Origin of the sequence: Pseudomonas sp. MF6396, assembly GCF_002018915.1 — a bacterium.
Lineage (GTDB): Bacteria > Pseudomonadota > Gammaproteobacteria > Pseudomonadales > Pseudomonadaceae > Aquipseudomonas > Aquipseudomonas palmensis.
On record NZ_MVOK01000012.1, the window covers coordinates 13613 to 34733 of the forward strand.

Annotated in this window: 13 protein-coding genes and 1 pseudogene; 7 read left to right on the top strand and 7 right to left on the bottom strand. The window is 64.6% G+C overall.

Annotation, left to right across the window (positions count from 1 at the left end; genetic code table 11):
- Positions 1-56 precede the first annotated feature (56 nt).
- Both MF6396_RS13940 and rep read right to left on the bottom strand, forming a co-directional pair.
- Complete coding sequence (locus tag MF6396_RS13940; RefSeq protein WP_078480642.1) at positions 57-629, bottom strand: xanthine phosphoribosyltransferase; 573 nt, start codon at positions 627-629, stop codon at positions 57-59.
- 62 nt (positions 630-691) lie between these two features.
- On the bottom strand, positions 692-2701 hold the full coding sequence (gene rep, locus MF6396_RS13945) for a DNA helicase Rep (RefSeq protein WP_043863336.1): 2010 nt from the start codon (positions 2699-2701) through the stop codon (positions 692-694).
- Between the two features lie 265 nt (positions 2702-2966).
- Here rep and MF6396_RS13950 point away from each other — a divergent pair, with 265 nt between their 5' ends.
- On the top strand, positions 2967-4631 hold the full coding sequence (locus tag MF6396_RS13950; protein WP_058541722.1) for a putative bifunctional diguanylate cyclase/phosphodiesterase: 1665 nt from the start codon (positions 2967-2969) through the stop codon (positions 4629-4631).
- A gap of 58 nt (positions 4632-4689) precedes the next feature.
- Here MF6396_RS13950 and MF6396_RS13955 read toward each other — a convergent pair whose 3' ends face one another.
- Positions 4690-6075, bottom strand: a complete 1386-nt coding sequence (locus tag MF6396_RS13955) for a NorM family multidrug efflux MATE transporter (protein ID WP_078480643.1) — start codon at positions 6073-6075, stop codon at positions 4690-4692.
- A gap of 150 nt (positions 6076-6225) precedes the next feature.
- On the opposite strand from MF6396_RS13955, the gene MF6396_RS13960 reads away from it, so the two are divergent.
- Positions 6226-7170, top strand: coding sequence for a LysR substrate-binding domain-containing protein (locus tag MF6396_RS13960; protein WP_043863339.1), 945 nt, complete (start codon positions 6226-6228; stop codon positions 7168-7170).
- Between the two features lie 152 nt (positions 7171-7322).
- A complete protein-coding gene (locus tag MF6396_RS13965) occupies positions 7323-9308 on the top strand; it encodes a methyl-accepting chemotaxis protein (RefSeq protein ID WP_058541724.1) in 1986 nt (661 codons plus the stop codon).
- 62 nt (positions 9309-9370) lie between these two features.
- On the opposite strand, the gene hglS is transcribed toward MF6396_RS13965, so the two are convergent.
- Both hglS and MF6396_RS13975 read right to left on the bottom strand, forming a co-directional pair.
- A complete protein-coding gene (gene hglS, locus MF6396_RS13970) occupies positions 9371-10771 on the bottom strand; it encodes a 2-oxoadipate dioxygenase/decarboxylase HglS (RefSeq protein WP_058541725.1) in 1401 nt (466 codons plus the stop codon).
- 95 nt (positions 10772-10866) lie between these two features.
- Positions 10867-11766, bottom strand: a complete 900-nt coding sequence (locus MF6396_RS13975; protein ID WP_043863342.1) for a LysR family transcriptional regulator — start codon at positions 11764-11766, stop codon at positions 10867-10869.
- Positions 11767-11905: 139 nt separating this feature from the next.
- Between MF6396_RS13975 and amaB the strand changes: the two genes are divergently transcribed.
- The 4 genes from amaB (at position 11906) to MF6396_RS13995 (ending at position 18861) form a co-directional block, all read left to right on the top strand.
- A complete protein-coding gene (amaB, locus tag MF6396_RS13980; protein WP_043863343.1) occupies positions 11906-13396 on the top strand; it encodes an L-piperidine-6-carboxylate dehydrogenase in 1491 nt (496 codons plus the stop codon).
- Positions 13397-13508: 112 nt separating this feature from the next.
- Entirely contained in the window at positions 13509-14795 is a 1287-nt protein-coding gene (amaA, locus tag MF6396_RS13985) for an L-pipecolate oxidase (protein ID WP_058541726.1), read from the top strand.
- A 245-nt stretch (positions 14796-15040) separates the two neighbouring features.
- The gene (locus MF6396_RS13990) at positions 15041-17041 is read left to right on the top strand and encodes a DUF4034 domain-containing protein (protein WP_078480645.1); all 2001 of its coding nucleotides are present in this window, start codon (positions 15041-15043) and stop codon (positions 17039-17041) included.
- A 5-nt stretch (positions 17042-17046) separates the two neighbouring features.
- Positions 17047-18861, top strand: a complete 1815-nt coding sequence (locus tag MF6396_RS13995; RefSeq protein WP_058541728.1) for a M48 family metalloprotease — start codon at positions 17047-17049, stop codon at positions 18859-18861.
- A gap of 484 nt (positions 18862-19345) precedes the next feature.
- On the opposite strand, the gene MF6396_RS14005 is transcribed toward MF6396_RS13995, so the two are convergent.
- Complete coding sequence (locus MF6396_RS14005) at positions 19346-20737, bottom strand: PAAR domain-containing protein (RefSeq protein WP_058541730.1); 1392 nt, start codon at positions 20735-20737, stop codon at positions 19346-19348.
- A 204-nt stretch (positions 20738-20941) separates the two neighbouring features.
- Positions 20942-21043: pseudogene (locus MF6396_RS29470) on the bottom strand (hypothetical protein); the annotation flags it as partial.
- Between the last annotated feature and the right edge of the window lie 78 nt (positions 21044-21121).

Genomic DNA, 21121 nt, shown 5'->3' on the forward strand with positions numbered 1-21121 from the left:
GCAGGCGGTGGAGCACCTGTAGGAGCCAGCCTTGCTGGCGAAGAGGTCGGTAAGCCTTACTCGATAAAGCTGACCACACCACCGTCCAGCGACTTCACCCGGGCCAGCGACTCGACGCGATAGCCCTGGCTGTCCAGCTCGGCACGCCCGCCCTGGAACGACTTCTCGATCACGATGCCCAGCCCGGCCACGGTTGCGCCGGCCTGCTTGATGATCGAGATCAGCGCCTGCGACGCCTTGCCGTTGGCCAGGAAGTCGTCGATCACCAGCACGCGGTCGCTGCTGTTGAGGTGACGCGGCGAAATCGCCACGGTGTTCTCGGTCTGCTTGGTGAACGAGTACACCGAAGCCACCAGCAGGTTCTCGGTCAGGGTCAGCGACTGGTGCTGGCGGGCGAAGATCACCGGCACGCCCAGCTTCAAACCGGTCATCACCGCCGGGGCAATCCCCGAGGCCTCGATGGTGACGATCTTGGTCACGCCCGCATCGGCGAACAGACGGGCGAACTCGTCGCCAATCAGTTGCATCAGCGCAGGGTCGATCTGATGGTTGAGAAACGCATCGACTTTGAGAACCTGATCGGAAAGCACGATGCCTTCTTCGCGAATCTTCTGGTGCAGTGCTTCCACTGGTGTAATTCCTCGATGTAGCCAAAAGGCCCCGGCAACAAGCCAGGGCAAAGGTGGATTATCTATCGTTTGAGCATGGCGCGGATATCGGCCAGGGCCGTATTGCCACGCACGGCTTTGACTTCCGTGGGTGTATCGTCCAGGCCTTCCCAGGCCAGGTCGTCATCGGGCAATTCATCGAGGAAGCGGCTTGGCGCGCAATCGATGATCTCGCCGTACTGCTTGCGCTTGGCGGCAAAGGTGAAGGCCAGGGTCTGGCGTGCGCGGGTGATGCCCACGTAGGCCAGGCGCCGCTCCTCCTCGATGGTGTCGGCCTCGATGCTGGAGCGGTGCGGGAGGATTTCCTCTTCCATGCCCATGATGAACACGTAGGGAAACTCCAGGCCCTTGGAGGCATGCAGCGTCATCATCTGCACGCCCTCGGCGCCTTCTTCCTCTTCCTGCTGGCGTTCGAGCATGTCGCGCAACACCAGCTTGCCGATGGCTTCCTCGATGGTCATGCCGCCTTCCTCGTCCTTCTCGAGGGTGTTTTTCAACGCCTCGATCAGGAACCAGACGTTGCCCATGCGAAAGTCCGCGGCCTTGTCACTGGAACTGTTGGTACGGATCCAGTTCTCGTAGTCGATGTCGGTCACCATGCTGCGCAGCGCGGCGATCGGGTCTTCCAGCGCGACCTGCTCGCGCACCTTGTCCATCCAGCGCTTGAAGCGCTGCAGGCGATCGGTGAAGCGGCTGTCCAGGTGCTCGCCCAGGCCCAGCTCCTCGCTGGCGGCATACATCGACACCTTGCGCTCGGTGGCGTAGTTGCCGAGTTTTTCCAGGGTGGTGGAGCCGATTTCGCGGCGCGGCACGTTGATCACGCGCAGGTAGGCGTTGTCGTCGTCCGGGTTCACCAGCAGGCGGAAGTAGGCCATCAGGTCTTTTACTTCCTGGCGGCCGAAGAAACTGTTGCCGCCCGACAGGCGGTAGGGGATCTGGTGGTGCTGCAGCTTCAGCTCGATCAGCTTGGCCTGGTAGTTGCCGCGGTAGAGGATGGCGAAGTCGCTGTACGGGCGGTCGGTACGCAGGTGCAGGCTGAGGATCTCCATGGCCACGCGCTCGGCCTCGGCTTCCTCGTTCTTGCAGCGGATCACGCGGATCTCGTCGCCGTGGCCCATCTCGCTCCACAGCTGCTTCTCGAAGGCGTGGGGGTTGTTGGAGATCAGCACGTTGGCGCAGCGCAGGATGCGGCTGGTGGAGCGGTAGTTCTGCTCCAGCATCACCACCTTCAGGGACGGGTAGTCGTCCTTGAGCAGCATCAGGTTTTCAGGGCGCGCGCCGCGCCAGGCATAGATCGACTGGTCGTCGTCGCCCACCACGGTGAACTGGTTGCGCGTACCGATCAGCATCTTCACCAGCAGGTACTGGCTGGCGTTGGTGTCCTGGTATTCGTCCACCAACAGGTAGCGCACCTTGTTCTGCCACTTCTGCAGAATGTCGGGGTGGTCCTGGAACAGCTTGACCGGCAGCAGGATCAAGTCGTCGAAGTCGACCGCGTTGAACGCCTTGAGCGTGCGCTGATAGTGCGCATACACGATGGCGGCGGTCTGCTCCTTGGGGTTGCGCGCGTTCTCCAGGGCCTCGGGCGGCAGGATCAGGTCGTTCTTCCAGGCGCCGATCATGTTCTTGATCTCGTCGACGCCATCGTCCCCGGAGTATTCCTTCTGCATGATGTCGGTCATCAGGGCCTTGACGTCGGTTTCGTCGAAAATCGAGAAACCCGGCTTGAAGCCCAGCCGTTCATGCTCCTTGCGAATGATGTTCAGGCCAAGGTTGTGGAAGGTCGATACCGTCAGGCCGCGCCCCTCGCCGCCGCGCAGCAGGGTGCCCACGCGCTCCTTCATCTCGCGCGCCGCCTTGTTGGTGAAGGTCATGGCCACGATGTACTGGGCACGGATGCCGCAGTTCTGGATCAGGTGGGCGATCTTGCGCGTGATCACGCTGGTCTTGCCGGAGCCAGCACCGGCGAGCACCAAAAGAGGGCCGCCGACGTAGCTCACGGCTTCCTGTTGCCGGGGGTTGAGTCGGGACATGACGTTAACCGGGGGTCGCTGAAAAATAGCCGGGCATTTTAGCAGGCGCAGAGCAATTGTGCCGCGACCGTCTGACAGTGTGACGTACCACGCGATCTTAATTTGCCGCTTTTGATACTTTCCCGCAGGATGCGTGGCGAAATACCGCGGGATCAGGACGAAGGAATGTCGTGAGTTAAAGTGAAAACCATTTACATTTGATGGTTCAGGATCGAGCATCCCGCCCACATCGTCATTGACCGCGTTCTCGTGCTAAGGAGCCAGCTTGTCTACGCTTGTCGAACCGTTGCGTCTGCTTCTGCTGGCGGACGGGCCGCACTGGGCCGTTGCCCTTGGTGAATGCCTGCTGCCGCTGGGCGGTGGCGCGGTGCTGGTGACCGCACCCGGCTGGGACGCGGTCGACAGCCTGTTCGCCCGCGACCGCAACGCGCTGGTGCTGGCCACCCCGGGCTTGCAGCCGGCGCCGGGGCGTTGCGACCTGCCCATGGTGCTGCTGCTGGAGCAGGAGCCGCCCGAGGCGCCGCCGGGGGTGAGCGACTGGCTGGTGTTCGAGCAGTTGAGCGGCGACATGCTGCGCCGCTGCCTGCGCCATGTGCGCGAGCGAGGTGTGCTCGAAGCCACCCTGCAGCGCCTGGCCGAGCAGGACCCGCTGACCGGCATTGCCAACCGCCAGGGTTTCCAGACCCTGCTGGCCGCGCGCCTGGCCGAAAACGACGGGCGCGGTGTGGCCCTCGGGCACCTGGACCTGGACAACTTCCGCCACGCCAACGATGCCCTCGGCCACCAGGCCGGTGACCGCCTGATCCTGCAGGTGGTCAGCCGGCTCAAGCGCCAGCTCGAGGCAGGCGATCAGGTGGCGCGCCTGGGCAGCGACGAGTTCGCCCTGCTGATCGACACCCGGCGCGAGCCGCAGCGTGCCGAGTGGATGGCCGAGCGCATCACCGAGGCCCTGGCCGAACCCTACTGGATCGACGGCGAAAGCCTGCTGCTGGGGTGCAGCCTGGGCGTGGCGCATGCCCGTGCGCAGGCTGGTGCCGACCCGCTGATGTGGCACGCGCACATCGCCATGCAGCAGGCCAAGAGCACCCAGGGCTGCACCTTTCACATCTTCAACGAGCGCATCAACCGCAACGCACGCAGCCTGGCCGACCTGGAAAGCGAGCTGCGCCGAGGCCTGCGCCGCGACGAACTGGAACTGCACTACCAGCCACGCCTGGACCTGAGCGACGGGCGCATCGTCGGCCTGGAGGCACTGGTGCGCTGGCGCCACAGCGAGCGTGGCCTGCTGCCACCGAGCGAGTTCGTGCCGCTGGCCGAGCAGAGCGGGCTGATCGTGCCGCTGGGGTACTGGGTGATCTCGCGTGCCCTGCGCGACATGCAGGCACTGCGCGAGCAGGGGCTGGCGCCATTGCACATGGCGGTCAACCTGTCATTTCGCCAGTTTCAGGACAGCCAACTGCTGGCAACGCTGGGGCGGTTGATCGTCGAGCACGGTGTGGATGCGGGTTGGCTGGAGTTCGAGCTGACCGAGACCGCAGTGATGCGGCGCAACGACCTGGTCAAGCAGACGATGGACGCGCTGGGACGCTTGGGGGTGCGGTTTTCGCTGGATGACTTCGGCACCGGCTTTTCGTCGTTCGTGCACCTGAACAGCCTGCCGATCGCCCTGCTCAAGGTCGACCGCAGCTTTGTCGGTGGCATGGAGCAGCGCGAAGAGAACCGCAAGCTGGTGCACGCCATGATCAACCTTGCGCACAACCTCAACCTGGAGGTGGTGGCCGAGGGCGTGGAGACTGAGGAACAGCTGGCGTTGCTGCGCAGCTTTGGCTGCGACCAGGTGCAGGGCTTTCTGATCAGCCGGCCGTTGCCGATCGAGCAACTGGTCGAGTATCTGGTGCAGGGGGCGGGGCAGGGCGCAGTGGCGCTGTAGCCCCCGTCGCCGGCATGCGCGAAACAGGTAGGAGCCGGCCTTGACGGCGAACAGGCCCTCAAGGTTGTACAGAAACCTGTGCCATCTGCGAACTGCCCAGCAACCGCCGCATCCGCCACTCGAACGCCACCGTCAGCCCGATTGCCGCACACGCCAACCCCAGCGCCAGCCCCCACCACACGCCTACCGCGCCGCCGCCCATGGGAAACGCGAACACCCACGCCGCCGGTGCGCCGATCAGCCAGTACCCGGCCAACCCCACCAGGAACGTGGTCTTGGCGTCCTTGAGCCCGCGAATCGAGCCCATCGCGATGGTCTGAATACCGTCGAACAGCTCGAACCACGCCGCCACCATCAACAGGCTCACCGCCACCCGGATCACATCGGCGAAGGCCGGGTCCTGGCGGTCCAGAAACAGCCCCACCAGCGCCTCGGGCATCAGCCAGAACAGCAGCGAGAAACCGAGCATCATCGCCGCGCCAAAACCGATGCCCACGCGCCCGGCCTGACGCGCCGCCAGCAGGCGGTCGGCGCCGTAATGCAGGCCCACACGCATGGTCACCGCGTATGACAGGCCCGCCGGGATCATGAACGCGGTCGAGACGATCTGCAGGGCGATCTGGTGCGCGCCCAGGTCGGTGGTGCCCATGGTGCCGATGCACAGCGCTGCGAAGACAAACAGCCCGACCTCCACGGTGTAGGTGCCACCAATCGGCAGGCCCAGGCGCCACAGCTCGCGCAACGCCGGCAGGTGCGGGCGGCTCAGGCCCTGGCGTATCGGGAAGTCCGCGTAGGCCGGATGGCGGCGGATGTACAGCGCCAGTGCGATGGCCATGGCATTGGCCACCAGCGCGGTCACCAGGCCGATGCCCATCAGGCCCAGCTTCGGCAGGCCGAACATGCCTTCGATCAAGGCGTAGTTGAGCAGGAAATTGACCACGGTGCCGACCAGGCTGATCACCATCACCGGCGTCGAACGCCCCAGTGCACTGGTGAACCCGCGCAACGCCATGAAGCTCAGGTAGCCGGGCAGGGCCAGCGGCAGCACCAGCAGGAACTGGCTGGCAAAAGCCACGTTGCCCGGTGTCTGGCCCAGCATCAGCAGCACCGGCGACAGGTTCCACAGTACCAGCGCGGCGACGATGGCCATGCCCCAGGCCAGCCATAGCCCGGCCTGGGTCAGGCGCGTGGCACCGGGGTTGTCGCCCGCACCCTGGCGAATTGCGACCAGGGTACCGACGGCGGCAATCACTCCCAGGCAGAAGATCGACACGAAGGAATAGCTGGCCGCGCCCAGCCCGCCACCAGCCAGGGCCTCGGGGCTGATTTTGGCCATCATCAGGGTGTCGGTGAGCAGCATCAGCATGTGCGCCAACTGCGAGGCGATCAGCGGCCCGGCCAGCCGTAGCAATGCCTTGAGTTCGGTAACGGGCGCAGCCTGCATGATGCAGCTCCTGAAAAGGGAAGGGTAAGCCGTGGATTCTCGGCCTTTGCGGGCCATTGCACAAAAGGATAAAAACGATCATTGGCATGATTAAAACTCATGTGAGTATGATCCGTGCCAACCCGTATTTCATTGCTGGAGCACGCCCGCATGTCACGCCGTTTACCGCCTCTCTACGCCTTGCGGGCGTTCGAGGCCGCTGCCAGGCACAGTTCGTTCACCCGTGCCGCCGATGAGTTATCGATAACCCAGAGTGCGGTCAGCCGGCACATCCGCACGCTGGAGGAGCACTTCGCCTGCCGGCTGTTTCTGCGCAATGGCCGCACCCTGCAGTTGAGCGAGGCGGCGCGCCTGCTGTTGCCCGGTGTGCGCGAGGGTTTCGCCGCACTTGAGCGTGCCTGCAACACCCTGCACAGCGAAGATGGGGTGATCCGCATGAAGGCCCCTTCGACCCTGACCATGCGCTGGCTGCTGGCGCGCCTGAGCCGTTTTCGCCACTTGCAGCCGGGCAACGAGGTGCAGCTCACCAGTGCCTGGATGGACGTCGACCATGTGGATTTCAACCATGAACCCTTCGATTGCGCAGTGCTGTTGGGCGACGGGCATTTTCCGCCGGACTGGGAAGTCAGCCCGCTGTTCCCTGAACTACTGATACCGGTGGGTGCGCCCGCGCTGCTTGATCAGACGCCCTGGGACGTGGAGCAGTTGAAGGCCTGCGAACTGCTGCATCCCACGCCCGACAAGCGCGACTGGCGCAGCTGGCTGGCGCAGATGGGGCTGACCGAACAGGTCTCGCTCAAGGGCGGCCAGGTGTTCGATACCCTCGAGCTGGGCATGATCGCTGCCGCGCGAGGGTATGGTGTGTCGATGGGGGACTTGCTGATGGTGGCCGAGGATGTCGCCCAGCGGCGCCTGAGCCTGCCCTGGCCGACGGCGGTGGCCAGCGGCCTGAATTACTACCTGGTGTGGCCACGCACGCGTCCCGGTGGCGAGCGTCTGCGCCGGCTCAGCGACTTCCTGCAGGGCGAGGCCCGTGCGATGGACCTGCCCAAGGTGCAGATACTGGGGGCAAATGAGCCCAACATCGGCGATTGAACGTTTGCGCAGAATATCCCTGTGATGCACTCAAGTAATCGATGACGCCGCCGAATCAGTGGGGTCGAGAGCCGCAACCAGAATGGCTCACTTCCCCATGCCGACGGTGCAGCGTGATCAGGATGATCCGGCCCCCATTGCCAGGAGCTTCCATGTCCCAACCCCGTGCCCGAATTGCCTCGCAACTCGGTATTGCCCTGGCCGCCGTGCTGGCGGTCGTCATTACCGGCAGTACGCTGTTTGCCCTGCGCTCGCTCGACAGCGCCAACCTGATCACCCGCCAGGAACACCTGGCCAGCGAGGCGCGGCTGCTCGCCGACCAGCTCGACACGTTCCACAGCACCTTGCGCGAGAGTACCCAGCGCCTCAGTGGCCTGTTCGAAAAACGCTTTGCCGGCGGGCTGCGGCTTGCCTCCGACCAGTCACTCAGCGTGGCTGGAGTGGCCACGCCGGCGCTGTACCTGGCGGACCATGCGCTGAACAACGATTTTCGCGAGGTTGACGACTTTCGCCAGATGACGGCGGGTGTTGCCACCGTGTTCGTGCGCAGCGGTGAGGACTTCATTCGTATCAGCACATCGCTGACCAAGCAGGACGGCAGCCGCGCCATCGGCACTCAGCTCGATCACCAGCACCCGGCCTACGCGCGGCTGATGGCCGGGCAGCCCTACGTGGGGCGTGCCGTGCTGTTCGAGCGCTCGTACATGACCCAGTACACACCGGTGCGTGACGTGTCGGGTCGGGTCATCGCGGTCCTGTTCGTCGGCTTCGACTATACCGACGCGCAGAACGCCCAGTTCGACAACCTCCGGCGCTTCCGTATCGGCCAGACGGGTTCGCTGGCGCTGCTGGACGAACAGCAACACTGGTTGGTGGCGCCGGCAGGTGTCAGCGACACGGCACTGGCTGCCCACCAACTGGGCGGGTTTGCCGCGCATGCAGGGGAAGGGCGCTTCTGGAACGATGGGGTCGAAACCCTCTACAGCGTGGCCATGCCCTTTGCCGACGGCCCGTGGACAGTACTGGCAAGCATGCCCAAGGCCGAGATTCGTGCCGTGACCTGGAGCGTGGGCGCAAGGTTGGCCATTGGCAGCCTGCTGGCCATGATGCTGGCGGTGGGCGCCACCCTGTGGCTGCTGCGCCGCAAGCTGCGGCCGCTGGCCGACCTGGTGCGTCAGGCCCAGGCCCTGGGCGCGGGCGACCTGAGTGCCCGCCTGGCGGTGGCCAGCCACGACGAAATCGGCCAACTGGCGCGCAGTTTCAATCAGATGAGCGAAGCGCTGGCGAGCACTGTGCTGCACATTCGTGATGCCTCGCAGCAGGTCAGCCAGCGTGCTCAGGCGCTGGCGGGGCTGTCGTCGGGTGCTTGCGAGGGCATGGAGCAGCAGTCGGGCGAAATCACCAGCATGGCCGGTGCAGTCGAGGAGTTCAGCGCCACCTCCCTGAACATCGCTGACAACATGGGCAGCACCGAACGCATGGCCCAGGACAACGCGCAGCAGACGCGCATTGGCCGTGCATCGATGGACGAAGCGTCCACCTCGTTGCAGCAGATCGCGCAGGCGCTGGGCAGCACCGCGACAGTGATCGATACCCTTGGGGTGCGCTCGAAGGAGATTGGCGGCATTGTCGGCACCATCACCTCGATTGCCGAGCGGACCAACCTGCTGGCGCTGAACGCGGCCATCGAGGCGGCACGGGCGGGCGAGCAGGGGCGCGGGTTCGCCGTGGTGGCGGACGAGGTGCGCAACCTGGCGGCGCGCACCCGCGAAGCCACCGACGAGATCTCCGGCATGATCGCCAGCATTCAGCAGGAGACCGGCAACGCCATCAGCACCATGGAGCAGGGCAACCGCTTGATGGAGGACGGCTTGCAACGCAATGCCAAGGTCGCCGAGGCCTTGGCGCGCATCGACGAGCAGAGCCGGGCGGCGGGGCAGCAGTTTGCCGCGATCACCACCGCGACTCAGGAGCAGAGCAGCACGGCGACGTTGCTGAGCAGCAACTTGCAGAGTATTGCGCTGGCCAACAGCGAGCAGCGCGAGGTGGCAGCCAACCTGGCGGCTACGGCGCGGGAGCTGGAGGGCTTGGCGGGGCAACTGCGGGCAGAAGTGGGGCGGTTTGAGGTGGGGCATTGAGGGCCCCTTCGCCGGCAAGACCGGCTCCTGCAGTGTAGGAGCCGACCTTGCCGGCGAAGCTGTTAAATCAGCCCAGGCAGGTTCAACGCCTGCGCACACGCTGTCAGCGAGCGCCGCTCGCTCTCGGCATACAGCGCCAGCTCATCCTGCACCGACTTGCCCAGCGCCTGCTCGAACGCGTCGCGGTTGGCATTGCTGCCGTACTCGCTCTGCGCGCCTTCGCCCAGGTTGGACTGGAAGATCCCCGCCGCACTCACCGGCAGGAAGTCCTCGTAGACCAGGGCTTCGAAGTGCACATGCCCGGCTTCGATCAACGCGTTCAGCGAGGTCGGCCGCTGCGCCTGGTCGCGGGCACTCAGGCCGGCTTCGGTCGGGAAGTAGCGGAAGTACGCCAGCCCCTGCTCGCGCATCTGCGCCAGGTCGTCCGGGAATGCTTCGAAACGCTTGCCCAGCAGGCTCATGTAGCGCTCGGCATTGGCCTCGGCCGGCACGCCGCCCAGGTCGGCCCGCGCTGCGTCCAGCAACTGGTCGTACAGCACGCGACCCTTGGGGGTCAGCGCCGCGCCGCGTTGCTCGATCTCGCCGAAGCGTGCGGTATGGCTGCCCCCTTCGCTGCCCTGCTGGTCGGTGAATGCCACGCGCTCCTGCAAGGCCTTGAAGCTGGTCTGACGCAACAGGATCGGGCAACGACGCGGTGGCGGGCCCTCGATCACGGCCTTGGGCGGAATGCCCTTGGCCGGCATGCCGACCTGGATCGCATCGATGTCCAGGGTGCGCGGCGTCAGGTGGTTGATGTGCGGGCCCTTGAAGGCCACCACATCGGCGATCAGGCGGTGCTGGTCGTGCAGTTGCTGGTACTGCTCGGCCGTGACCGTCGCGTCGTGGTGCCAGCGGAAGGTGTGCAGTGCTTCATTGACGAACGCCTCGGCGTCGGCGGCATTCAGGCCTGCGTCGGCTTCGAACTGGGCAATCAGCTGCAAGGCACGCGGGGTGAAGATCTGCCGCTTGGCCAGGATCGATGCGGCCAGCTCGCGCAGGGCCGGGTTGTCGATCAGCTCCAGGCGCAGCAGCGAGGTGAACACGCGGAACGGGCTGATGTGCAGCGACTGCTCGTGCACCGCGCGAAACGCGGTGGAGTGCACCGGTACGCCGGCCGAGCTGAGGTCGTAGTAGCCCACCGGGTACATGCCCATCACCGCGAACAGGCGGCCGATGGTCGCCAGTTCCTGGGCGGTGCCGACGCGGATGGCGCCGTGGCGTTCCTGGTCCAGGCGTTCGATCTCGCCGGTCCAGCGTAGCGCCTCGGCCACCTTGGGCTGCTGGGTCATCACCTGTTGATTGATCTCGCTCACCAGTTCCAGCAGGGTGCCGTAGAGCGGCACCTCCTGCTTGTACATGAGCGACATGGCCGCGGAAAACTGCGCGCGAATGCTGTCCGGGCTGACGAAATCTTGAGCGGGCATCGAAAGCTTCCTGGTGGTAAAAGTCACCCTTACATGAAAGCGAGGAATGCAGGCCGGGCACAAGCGAAAAAAATTCGAGGGATCATTCCTGTAATTCAGGACCTCGGCGCGGTCGCCTGTTCACGGATCCATTCCACCAGGCTGCGCACCTTGGGTACCTCGGCGGCATGCTCGGCGAACGCCACAAAGTACGCGCCGCTGCTGCGCATCGCGTAGGGCCACGGTATCACCAGCTTGCCCTCGGCCAGTTCCTGCTCCACCAGATAGCGCGGCACCAGCGCCACGCCGCAGCCCGACAACGCGGCGCCCACGCACATATAGAAGGTATCGAAGCGCGGGCCGTGGTAGCTGTTGGCCGAGTGCAGGCCCTGTTCCAGAAACCACTCGTGCCAGGCCTCCGGGCGCGAGGTGCTTTGCAGCAACACGCGCTCGGCCAGCTCGCCGGCCTCGGTCAGGGTATGCCCCTGCAGCAGTTCCGGGGCGCACACCGGCACAACCTCGTCGCCGAACAGCTCGATGCACGTGGCCCCCGGCCAGGTGCCCTGGCCATAGAAGAACACCACGTCGGCGGTGTTCTGCAGCAGGGCGAAAGGCTCCATCTCGTTGCAGATATCCAGGTGTATATTCGGGTAGCGCTTGCCGAAGCCCTTCAGGTGCGGGATCAGCCAGCGCACGCCGAAGCTCGGCTGGGTGGCCACCTTGAGCACTTCGGTCTGCTGACCGTAGGACAGGATGTAGCGGCTGGACATGTCGACCTGGGTGAGGATCTTGTTCACCTCGGCCAGGTACAGCGCGCCCGCCGGGGTCAGCTGCAGGCGTCGGCGGATCCGCAGGAACAGATGATGGCGCAGCATGTCTTCGAGCTGCGCCACCTGCTTGCTCACCGCGCTCTGGGTCAGGTGCAGCTCTTGCGCAGCGCGGGTGAAGCTCAGGTGTCGGGCGGCCGCCTCGAAGCATTGCAGGGCGGCCATCGACGGCACCAGACGTTTGGACATAGCGGTATCACTCACCCGTCGAATCATTACCTGGCGGAATGATGTGCAGAATAAAGGTCGTTTGTAGCGCCAGAGTGATCGGATTAATACTGATCCCATCACCAATTACAACCACTCACCGCCTTGCAGGAGAAGAATAATGGTTGATGGATTGCTCGACCGCCTGGGTGTACCGGCCTCTGCCTACACCCATGGCAACCATCCCGTTCACACCCCGATCGACGGCAGCGCGATTGCCTCGGTGCACCTGGAGTCCAAGGCTCAGGTACTGGGCAAGATCGAACAGGCCGAACAGGCCTTCCTGGCCTGGCGCAACGTGCCGGCGCCGCGTCGCGGTGAGCTGATCCGCCTGTTTGGTGAAGTGCTGCGTGAGCACAAGGCGCAGCTGGGCGAACTGGTATCCATCGAAGCCGGCAAGATCACCCAGGAAGGCCTGGGCGAAGTGCAGGAAATGATCGACATCTGCGACTTCGCCGTCGGCCTGTCGCGCCAGCTGTACGGGCTGACCATCGCCTCCGAGCGCCCGGGCCACCACATGCGTGAAACCTGGCACCCGCTGGGCGTGGTTGGCGTGATCAGCGCCTTCAACTTCCCGGTGGCCGTGTGGGCGTGGAACACCACCCTGGCGCTGGTATGCGGCAACGCCGTGATCTGGAAGCCATCGGAAAAGACCCCGCTGACCGCACTGGCCTGCCAGGCGCTGTTCGAAAAAGCCCTGAAAGCCTTTGGCGAAGCGCCGCAAGGCCTGGCGCAGCTGATCATCGGCGACCGCGACGCCGGCCAGGCACTGGTCGACGACCCGCGCGTACCGCTGGTAAGCGCCACCGGCAGCACCCGCATGGGGCGCGAAGTCGGCCCACGCGTGGCGGCACGCTTCGGTCGCAGCATCCTCGAGCTGGGTGGCAACAACGCAATGATCCTGGCCCCGAGCGCCGACCTGGACCTGGCCGTGCGCGGCATTCTGTTCAGCGCCGTGGGTACCGCCGGGCAGCGCTGCACCACCCTGCGTCGCCTGATCGTGCACCGCTCCATCAAGGACGAAGTGGTGGCCCGCGTCAAAGCCGCCTACGCCAAGGTACGTATCGGCGACCCGCGCCAGGACAACCTGGTCGGCCCGCTGATCGACAAGGGTTCGTTCACCGCCATGCAGGACTCCCTGGCCCGTGCCCGTGATGAAGGCGGCAGCGTGTTCGGCGGCGAGCGCCAGTTGCAGCAGCAGTACCCGGATGCCTACTACGTGAGCCCGGCGATCGTCGAGATGCCTGGTCAGAGCGAGGTGGTGCGCCATGAAACCTTCGCGCCGATTCTCTACGTGCTGGCCTATGACGAGTTCGACGAAGCGCTGCGCCTGAACAACGAAGTGCCACAGGGCCTGAGCTCGTGCATCTTCACCACCGACCTGCGTGAGGCCGAGCGCTTCCAGAGCGCGGCGGGCAGCGACTGCGGCATCGCCAACGTCAACATCGGCACCAGCGGTGCCGAGATCGGTGGCGCGTTCGGTGGCGAGAAAGAGACCGGCGGTGGCCGTGAGTCGGGTTCCGATTCGTGGAAGGCCTACATGCGTCGTCAGACCAACACCGTGAACTACTCGCGCGAGCTGCCGCTGGCGCAGGGCATCGTGTTCGACTGATAACCGCGTCGGCCCCTTCGCCGGCAAGGCCGGCTCCTACCGCAACCGTGTAGGGGCCGGCCTTGCCGGTGAAGGGTACTTCCCGTTCCAAGGCCAACCAACGGAGGCGGCCATGACCGACCTGCGTCAAGAATGTCTGTGGGAGTTCGTCACTCCGCCTGCGGCGCCTGCCGCCGCACTGACGGCACAGATCAAGGCCGATGTGTGCGTGATCGGCGGGGGTATCACCGGTCTGTGCACGGCCATCAACCTGCTCGAGCAGGGCAAGTCCGTCGCGCTGCTCGAAGCCCGTGTCATCGGCCATGGTGGCTCGGGGCGCAACGTCGGGCTGGTCAATGCCGGCACCTGGATCCGCCCCGACGATGTCGAGGCCACCCTGGGCCAGCAACAGGGCAGCCGCCTGAACAAGGTACTGGGTGAAGCCCCGGCCGAGGTGTTCGCCATGATCGAACGCCTGGGCATCGACTGCCAGGCACGCAACGAAGGCACCCTGCACATGGCGCACAACGCCAACGGCGTAGCCGACCTGCAGTCGCGTCACCAGCAATGGAGCCGACGCGGTGCCGATGTCGAGCTGCTGACCGGTGCGCAGTGCCAGGAATACTGCGGTACCGACAAGATTTCCGCCGCGCTGCTCGACCGCCGCGCCGGCACCATCAACCCCATGGGCTACACCCGGGGCCTGGCCGCTGCGGTACGCCGGCTGGGTGGGCAGGTGTTCGAGCAGTCCGCTGTCACCGGGCTCACCCGCGAAGGCAGCGCCTGGCTGGTGAAGACTGCCCAGGGCGCGGTCAGCGCCGACAAGGTGGTGATCTCCACCGGTGCCTATACCGAGGGCGACTGGACCGCGTTGCAGAAGCAGTACTTTCGCGGCTACTACTACCAGGTGGCTTCCAAGCCCCTGCAGGGCGCTGCGGCCGACAACGTGCTCAAGCACGGCCAGGGCTCGTGGGACACGCGCACGGTGCTCAGCAGCATCCGTCGCGACGACCAGGGCCGCCTGCTGCTGGGCAGCATGGGCCGGGTCGACAACAAGCCGGCGTGGTTCGTGCGCAGCTGGGCCGACCGCATCCAGGGGCACTACTTCCCGCAACTGGGCAAGGTCGACTGGGAAATGCACTGGACCGGCTGTATCGACTTCACCCCGGACCACCTGATGCGCCTGTTCGAACCGGCCCCGGGCATCGTTGCGGTCACCGGCTACAACGGCCGTGGCAACACCACCGGTACTGTGATCGGCAAGGCCTTCGCACAGTACCTGCTGCAGGACGATCCGGATGCACTGCCGATCCCGTTCGCCCCGATGAAACCGGTATCGGCCCCGTTGCTGCGCACCGGCTTCTACGAAACCGGCTTTTCGCTGTACCACGCCGGGCAGTGCCTGCGCGTGCTGCTGTAACCCCCGCTCCAGTGCGCGGCCATCGACAGGGATGCCCTGGTCGATGGCCTTCGGCATTGCCCGCATGCCGTCCACCTGCCCGCATTTTCAACGCCCCGTACCGCTCGCGCCCGGTCGAGAATCATTAACACCCGCGATTTTTTCAATTGGACTGGATCCAATCGGTAGTGTCGTTTAGCCTTCGCCGCCATCATGAGCGCCTTTGCGCTGAACGCGCTCGCTAAAACGGACTTGAAGGGTGCCACTTGCACAACATTCCCCATATTCGCCTCCACCTGCGTGACCTGGTTCGTACCGAGTCCTTCGCCGAGCTGAACAGCTACTTCGATGCCCTGCAGGCCGAGTGGAGCAGCGCCGAGCCTGGCACCCACCATTATCTGGACACCGCCCGCACCGGCACGCTGTTCGACTTCAGTGTGACCCCGGCGCCGGAGATCGCACGCTTTCTGCAGGCCTGGGTCGCCGCCTGCCCGGATGCCTTCCATCCGCGCCTGTTCCTGGGCAACTACTGCTATGGCCGCGCCGGCAATATCCGCGGCAACGGCTGGGCCAACAGCGTGACCGACGACTGCTGGCTGGGCGCGGCGCTGGCCTGTGAACTGTCGGCGGTGCACCTGCTGGCGGCGCTCGAACGTTCGCCGCAGCCGGTGGCTGCAGGCGTCACCCTGATGGAGCTGTGCGCGCACTTCCACGAGCCGGCGTGGCTGAACGCGCTGTTCGGTGGCGAGCCTGCCAAGGGCATGGCCAGCGACAACCAGGACCCCGAAACACTGGAGATGGCGGTCGAACACCTGGCCCACTACGGCCTGACGCCATTGCAACAGGCCCCCACGGCGCTGCCGGCCGGCTTGCCGCAACGCCAGGCGCACGAGATGGACCAGGGGCAGGATTACTGGCTGCACCGCGTGATGGAGTGGCGCCCGGACTGCCTGGAAGCGCTGCTCAACTATGCCAACTACCTGTTGCCGCGCTGGGGCGGCAGCTACGAAGACATCGAAGGCTTTGCCAGCGGGCCGCTGTGCGCCGCGCTGAGCGAGGCGCAGCGCAATGCGATCCGCTGGCTGGCGTTCTACGACATCCACGAGGATTACCCCGCCAAGGAGGAATTCAACGCTGCACGCGAGTACCTCGAGCACTTCGAGGCCTGGCTGCAGCGTGACCTGCTGCCAGCTTACCGCGGTTATGCGCTGGGTTACTTCGGCCAGTTCTGCAGCTATTCGCTGGACAACCAGCCACGTGCGATGGCGATGCAGGTCGCGAGCGTGCAGGCCTTCCCCGAAGGCGAGTACTTCCGCCATGTCGAGGGGCCGTTCCACAGCTTCGTCTACCTCACCATGGTGGCCAACATGGCCGACGAAACCGGTGCCTTCAAGGTGGCGGTCGAGCGCATGTGCGCGATGAACGAGTTGGGCGTGCCGGTGGCGATCAAGGCTGGCGGTCACCAGTTCGGCCTGTGGGGTTTCGACAAGGACCCGCAGTGTGTGCCGGCCTTGCTGGACCGCGCGCGGGTGCTGGGCGAACACGACCTGGGGGACTCGGGCCTGGACATCGTCAGCCTGCCGTCATTCCTGTGGGACGGTGGGCGCCACGACGAGGGTTACTTCCTGGCGGTGCAATGGGGCGAGCGTGGCCTGCCGGGCGCGGCCTATTTCCTGCACGAGGTACACACCGGTGCCCGTGAAGAGGCCCCGCAACGCTATGTGGACGAGGGCGAAAGCCTGCGCTGGCTGGAGCGCGGTGCCCAGGACGGCTGCCCGCAGAGCATGTTCAACCTGGCCTGGAAAAAGCTCTTCGACGACGAACTGGACATGCGTGTGCGTGCCAACCTCGACGAGGTGCTGCGCCTGTTCGAAGGCGCCCGCCAATCGTCGCGGGCAGAACAGCGCGCGCGCATCCGCATCGGCATCCTGCTGCGCGACTTCGGCACTGCCGAAGAACAGGAAACCGGCGTGAAGTACCTGCGTTCGCTGGTCGACTGTGATGATGACTGGGTCTCGGCGCGTACCAGTGCCGAGATCGCACTGGCCTACCTGCGCGGGCAGGGCGTTCAGCAAAGCCGCTTCGCTGCCATCGAGTGGGCGCAGCATGCCGTGACCCAGTTGCCCGACAACGAAGGCATCCAAGAAGTCCAGTACGAGGTGCTCAACTCCCACAGCCTGCTCAAGAGTGTCACCAGCGTGTTCGGTGCGTTCCTGGGGCGTGGCAAGGTCGGCGCCGACGACCTGCCGCCCAAGCCGGCGCAGTAACGCCCATGGCCGCACTGCAACGGTTGCGACTTCGTGCCTGGCTGCTGCTGGGCAACGGCTTTCTGCTGGTGGGCGGGCTGGCCCTGTGCGCGCTGCCGCTGGCGATGTGCATGTGGCTGCCCGGTGCTGCGGGGCTGCTGGCCGGGTTCGTGACCCTGCCAGCGGGCATGTTCGGCTACAGCATGCTCAAGCTGCCCTTTGCGACGCGTGCCGATTCCAGCGAGGACGGCATCGCCCTGCAGGCAGTGGACGCGCCGCAGCTGTTCGAGGAAATCGAGCGGTTGCGCCTGGCACTCGGCGCGCCTGCGCTGGATGCGGTGTACCTGAACGACGACTTCAACGCCAGTATCCGCCAGCACCACGTACTGTTTCGCAGGACGCGCAACGTGATGTGGCTGGGCCTGCCCTTGCTCGACACGCTGTCGCCACGGGCCTGTGCGGCGATCCTGGCGCATGAGTGCGCGCACATCGCCCAGCGTCATGGCCGCTATGCCAGCCGCGTGTATTTCGCACGGCTGCAATGGCAGGCGGCGAGCGAGCGGCTGGAGCGCCATCGCTCGTTGTCGAGCGCGCCGCTGCGTCTGTTCGTGGGCTGGTACGTGCCGCGTTTTCTGGCCGTGAGCATGGATTTTGCGCGGCGCTGCGAGTACCAGGCCGACGCCGAGGCGGCGCGGGTAGGCGGGGTCGAGGCGATGCGCGAGGCGCTGGTCGGCCTGGCCTTGCAGGGGCGGGCACTGGAGCAGGCGTTCTGGCCCAAGGTGTTTCTTGCCGGCAGCGCCACGCCATTGACCGACCTGGCCCGCAGCGGTGCGCCGAGCCTGCCGCAGGACATTGCCGAGGCCCGCAGCTGGCTGCATGGCGCACTGTGCAACGAGACCGACGACAGCGATACCCACCCGGCGCTGGCCGACCGCCTGGCGGCGCTGGGGGGGGCACCCGATCAGCCCGATGCGGCACTGGTGTGGCAGCGCAGCCAGCCCAGCGCGGCGCAGGCCTGGCTGGGTGAGCAGCACCTGCCATTGGCGCAGCGCCTGGACGAACAGCAGGCCGATGACAATGCCCGGCATTGCCAGCGCGCCCGTGACGAGCGCGAGGCATTGGTGGCCGAGCAGCACGACCTGCAGCGCAAACGGCGTATCCGTGCGCTGTCGGGCCACGAGATTGCCCGGCTGGCCTGGCTGTACCGCACCCTTGGCGAGGCGGGCGATGAGGCGCTGCGTTTGCTGGAAGATGCACTGCAGCAGGCGCCGGACGCGGCGGTGCGCTATCAGCTGGCCGAGTGTCATGCCCAGGCCGGGCGCCCGGACGCCGCCGCAGCACTGTGGCGGCAGGTGGCCGAGCAGCGCGGGCCGTTGCAGCTGTACAGCCTGCGCAAGCTCAGCGTGCTGGCCCTGCGCAGCGATGACCGCGGCGCGGCCGAGCACTATCGGCGCGAGGCCGATGCCCTGCAGCGTGCCGATAGCGACGATGACGGTGAAGACGGCGAGTGGGTGCCCCACGACCTGGTGCCCGTGGAGCGCAACAAGCTGATCGAGACGCTCACGCCGCTGCTGAAACTGGCGACCGGCGTGTGGCTGCTGCGCGAGACCGGCACGCGGCGCTACATTTTGCTGGTACTGGCGCGGGACTCGCTGACTTTCCGCCTGGTCAGTCGCCTGACCGGCGAAGACAGCTACCTGCGCCGGGATTGCCAGCAGATGCTCAACCGCCTGCTGCCGCGCATTCGCCTGGACCTGGTGCCCGTGGTGATGTCGGCCGGGGATGCGCGGCTGGTGTTCTGCTCGCAGGCGTCGCAGCTGCGCTTGAGCGCGTTGCTGTAGCGCTCAGATTCGATTGGTAAATGCCTTATTGCCTGCTCTTCAACACTTGCCTGTTTTTGCGTCAGGGGCTTGGGGAGCCGGCGGTTTACCGTCCGTTACGGCTTGCTCAAGTTGAGCAGGCCTACGCCAAACATGAACCAGGCAAACCCAATGATGATCAGCCATGAGGTAATAGTCAGGCGCCTTTTGAGCGCAAGAGGGAATTCATGAAAGTCCTTCGGATCCAGCTGCCCTCGTTTGATGGAGCGTCTTGCATACAACATGATCCCGCTGAGTCCTGATACGATCATGCATCGAGAAATGAAGCCGTGTGTTCCCCATATCTGCAAGAATCTGGGCAGACAGTCACTGCGCCGAAAGGCGTGAAGCAAACTTGAAAAATGTCGAGAATGGGCAAGTTGTACCTCTGACAAGAGGCCCCCGATCCCCAAGAAGCAGGGGGTTAACATAAACGCCAGCGCCCAGTGGGACTCCCAGAAGGCCATCATGGCTGGGCGTGCTCATAGATAACTTCCCCTAGCCATTCACCACCTGACATACCACCCAGACTCCCTGCTAAAGCCCCTGCACCGACGATGGCGACACTACAAACGGTCGCACTCACCGGTCCTAAACTCAAGCAACCTAACGCGAAAACCCTGTTTGCAGCGGCGCCCCCCAGTGAACCAAAACTAAGCCCTCCCAAGAAACTGCCAGCCTCGGTGAAGCGTATCTTTTTACACGCCTTGGTTTCTCCAGCCATGCACGCCTCTCGAATCTTGAAGTACGAAGAAGCAGCACCTATCACTACGCCGATGTGCCCGCCGGTCTTCAGGTACGTTGACATCCTTGCCACCTTCTCCAGGTGCGTTGCATATCCCGGAATTTGTCCTGGGACGCCCGCTTTGCTCCAATGATGCACCAGACTCCTGCTCGATATTCCAAGGCCTCTGCGCAAGGTGTCATGGCTGCCCAGGTTCATCGGTTTGTTGAGGAAGGCTATCCGCAACTGCGCTTCCATTCGCTTGAAAAGTTCTTTACGGGAAGCGAAGAACTGTGGGCTTTTCAAATGGCCATGCTTGGAGAATTGCTGCTGATGCAAGAGCTCGACCTGATGCAGTGTATTCTTCAGGTCTTCGAATGACCTCGCCATCATGGCCTGGGCCACCCCCATCGACAGACTCACGTCACTTAGTAATCCTGCGATTTCGGCCTGGTGCCTCATCATGAAATCGGCCTCATCGGGGCTCAGACCGGCAAGACTATCTCGCGCCAGTTCTGCCGCTTCCATCAGATGCAGTTCCTCACGCGTACACATCTGTGCACTTCCTGGATCACCGATGACAAAGATTTCCCCTGCCTTGAAGCCGTTCTCAAAGGTTGGGTTGAGACGCTGCAGACGAATGGCCAGGTGCCTCTGCGGGTCAGCCAGCCCATGCAGCACCTGATTGAATGACTGGCTGTGCTGGACAATATGAAAGCCCGGCTCCAGTCTGGGCTGCGCGAATGTTGTCATTGTGCTGACTGCTTGTCGTGGTGAGGGAGTCGACTCAAATCCGAGCGTCGATGCGCTAGGCTGGAGTGGAATGCTGCTCCTGATGGCAGGCCCTTGATGTAGCGGTGCAATGACATAGTTGCTGCCCAGCGGACATTTGCACTGAACCAGTGAGCCATCCACGGCTGTGCTGAGGCCGTCCTGTCGCCAGCGCGATTCACCCTCGATGATCGTGCCTTCTGCACCGCAGTGAGGGCAGGGTGTGGTCCTGTCGCCTTCAAGTAGCCAAGGGATGTCGTGCACCTGGCCGCGCGCATGACTGGCTATGCAGATTGCACCTGTACTGGTGAGATCTCCGTCCAGACCTTGGCCCTTGCCGAAGATATTCATGCGCTGGCTCATGATTCACCCGCGCAATGGAAGCAATGGGAAAGGAGAACGTTTTTCTTGGTCATGAGTGGGTGTCGCAAGCTGGGAAGAGCGCAACTTAGCAGTTGCTTATCCCGGATTTTCCCGGCTTGGAACGGTAAGGAAAGGTCCTGCGTGATTTTAGGATTTGGACGTAATCAGGTGTGCCAGGCTGTCGTCGTGGCTGGTATCCGGGGCGATCACGGCGCCCAGTTGCAAACGCTTGGCCAGGGGCACCGCAATGACCGCGGCAAGCAGGAAGATGACGGCTGTTTGCAAAAGGCTGCCTTCGTGTGGCATCGCTCGGCTCCAGGGGGCTGCTACGGCGGCAGCGTTGAACAGTGAGGGCGCATGATGAGGCTGCGCCCGGCATTGCAC

Bases quoted from the DNA above. Each gene is read 5' to 3' on its own strand.
- rep (WP_043863336.1), bottom strand. From the start codon at position 2,701: ATGTCCCGACTCAACCCCCGGCAACAGGAAGCCGTGAGCTACGTCGGC.
- MF6396_RS13965 (WP_058541724.1), top strand. From the start codon at position 7,323: ATGTCCCAACCCCGTGCCCGAATTGCCTCGCAACTCGGTATTGCCCTG.
- hglS (WP_058541725.1), bottom strand. From the start codon at position 10,771: ATGCCCGCTCAAGATTTCGTCAGCCCGGACAGCATTCGCGCGCAGTTT.
- amaB (WP_043863343.1), top strand. From the start codon at position 11,906: ATGGTTGATGGATTGCTCGACCGCCTGGGTGTACCGGCCTCTGCCTAC.
- amaA (WP_058541726.1), top strand. From the start codon at position 13,509: ATGACCGACCTGCGTCAAGAATGTCTGTGGGAGTTCGTCACTCCGCCT.
- MF6396_RS13955 (WP_078480643.1), bottom strand. From the start codon at position 6,075: ATGCAGGCTGCGCCCGTTACCGAACTCAAGGCATTGCTACGGCTGGCC.
- MF6396_RS13975 (WP_043863342.1), bottom strand. From the start codon at position 11,766: ATGTCCAAACGTCTGGTGCCGTCGATGGCCGCCCTGCAATGCTTCGAG.
- MF6396_RS13960 (WP_043863339.1), top strand. From the start codon at position 6,226: ATGTCACGCCGTTTACCGCCTCTCTACGCCTTGCGGGCGTTCGAGGCC.
- MF6396_RS13995 (WP_058541728.1), top strand. From the start codon at position 17,047: ATGGCCGCACTGCAACGGTTGCGACTTCGTGCCTGGCTGCTGCTGGGC.
- MF6396_RS14005 (WP_058541730.1), bottom strand. From the start codon at position 20,737: ATGAGCCAGCGCATGAATATCTTCGGCAAGGGCCAAGGTCTGGACGGA.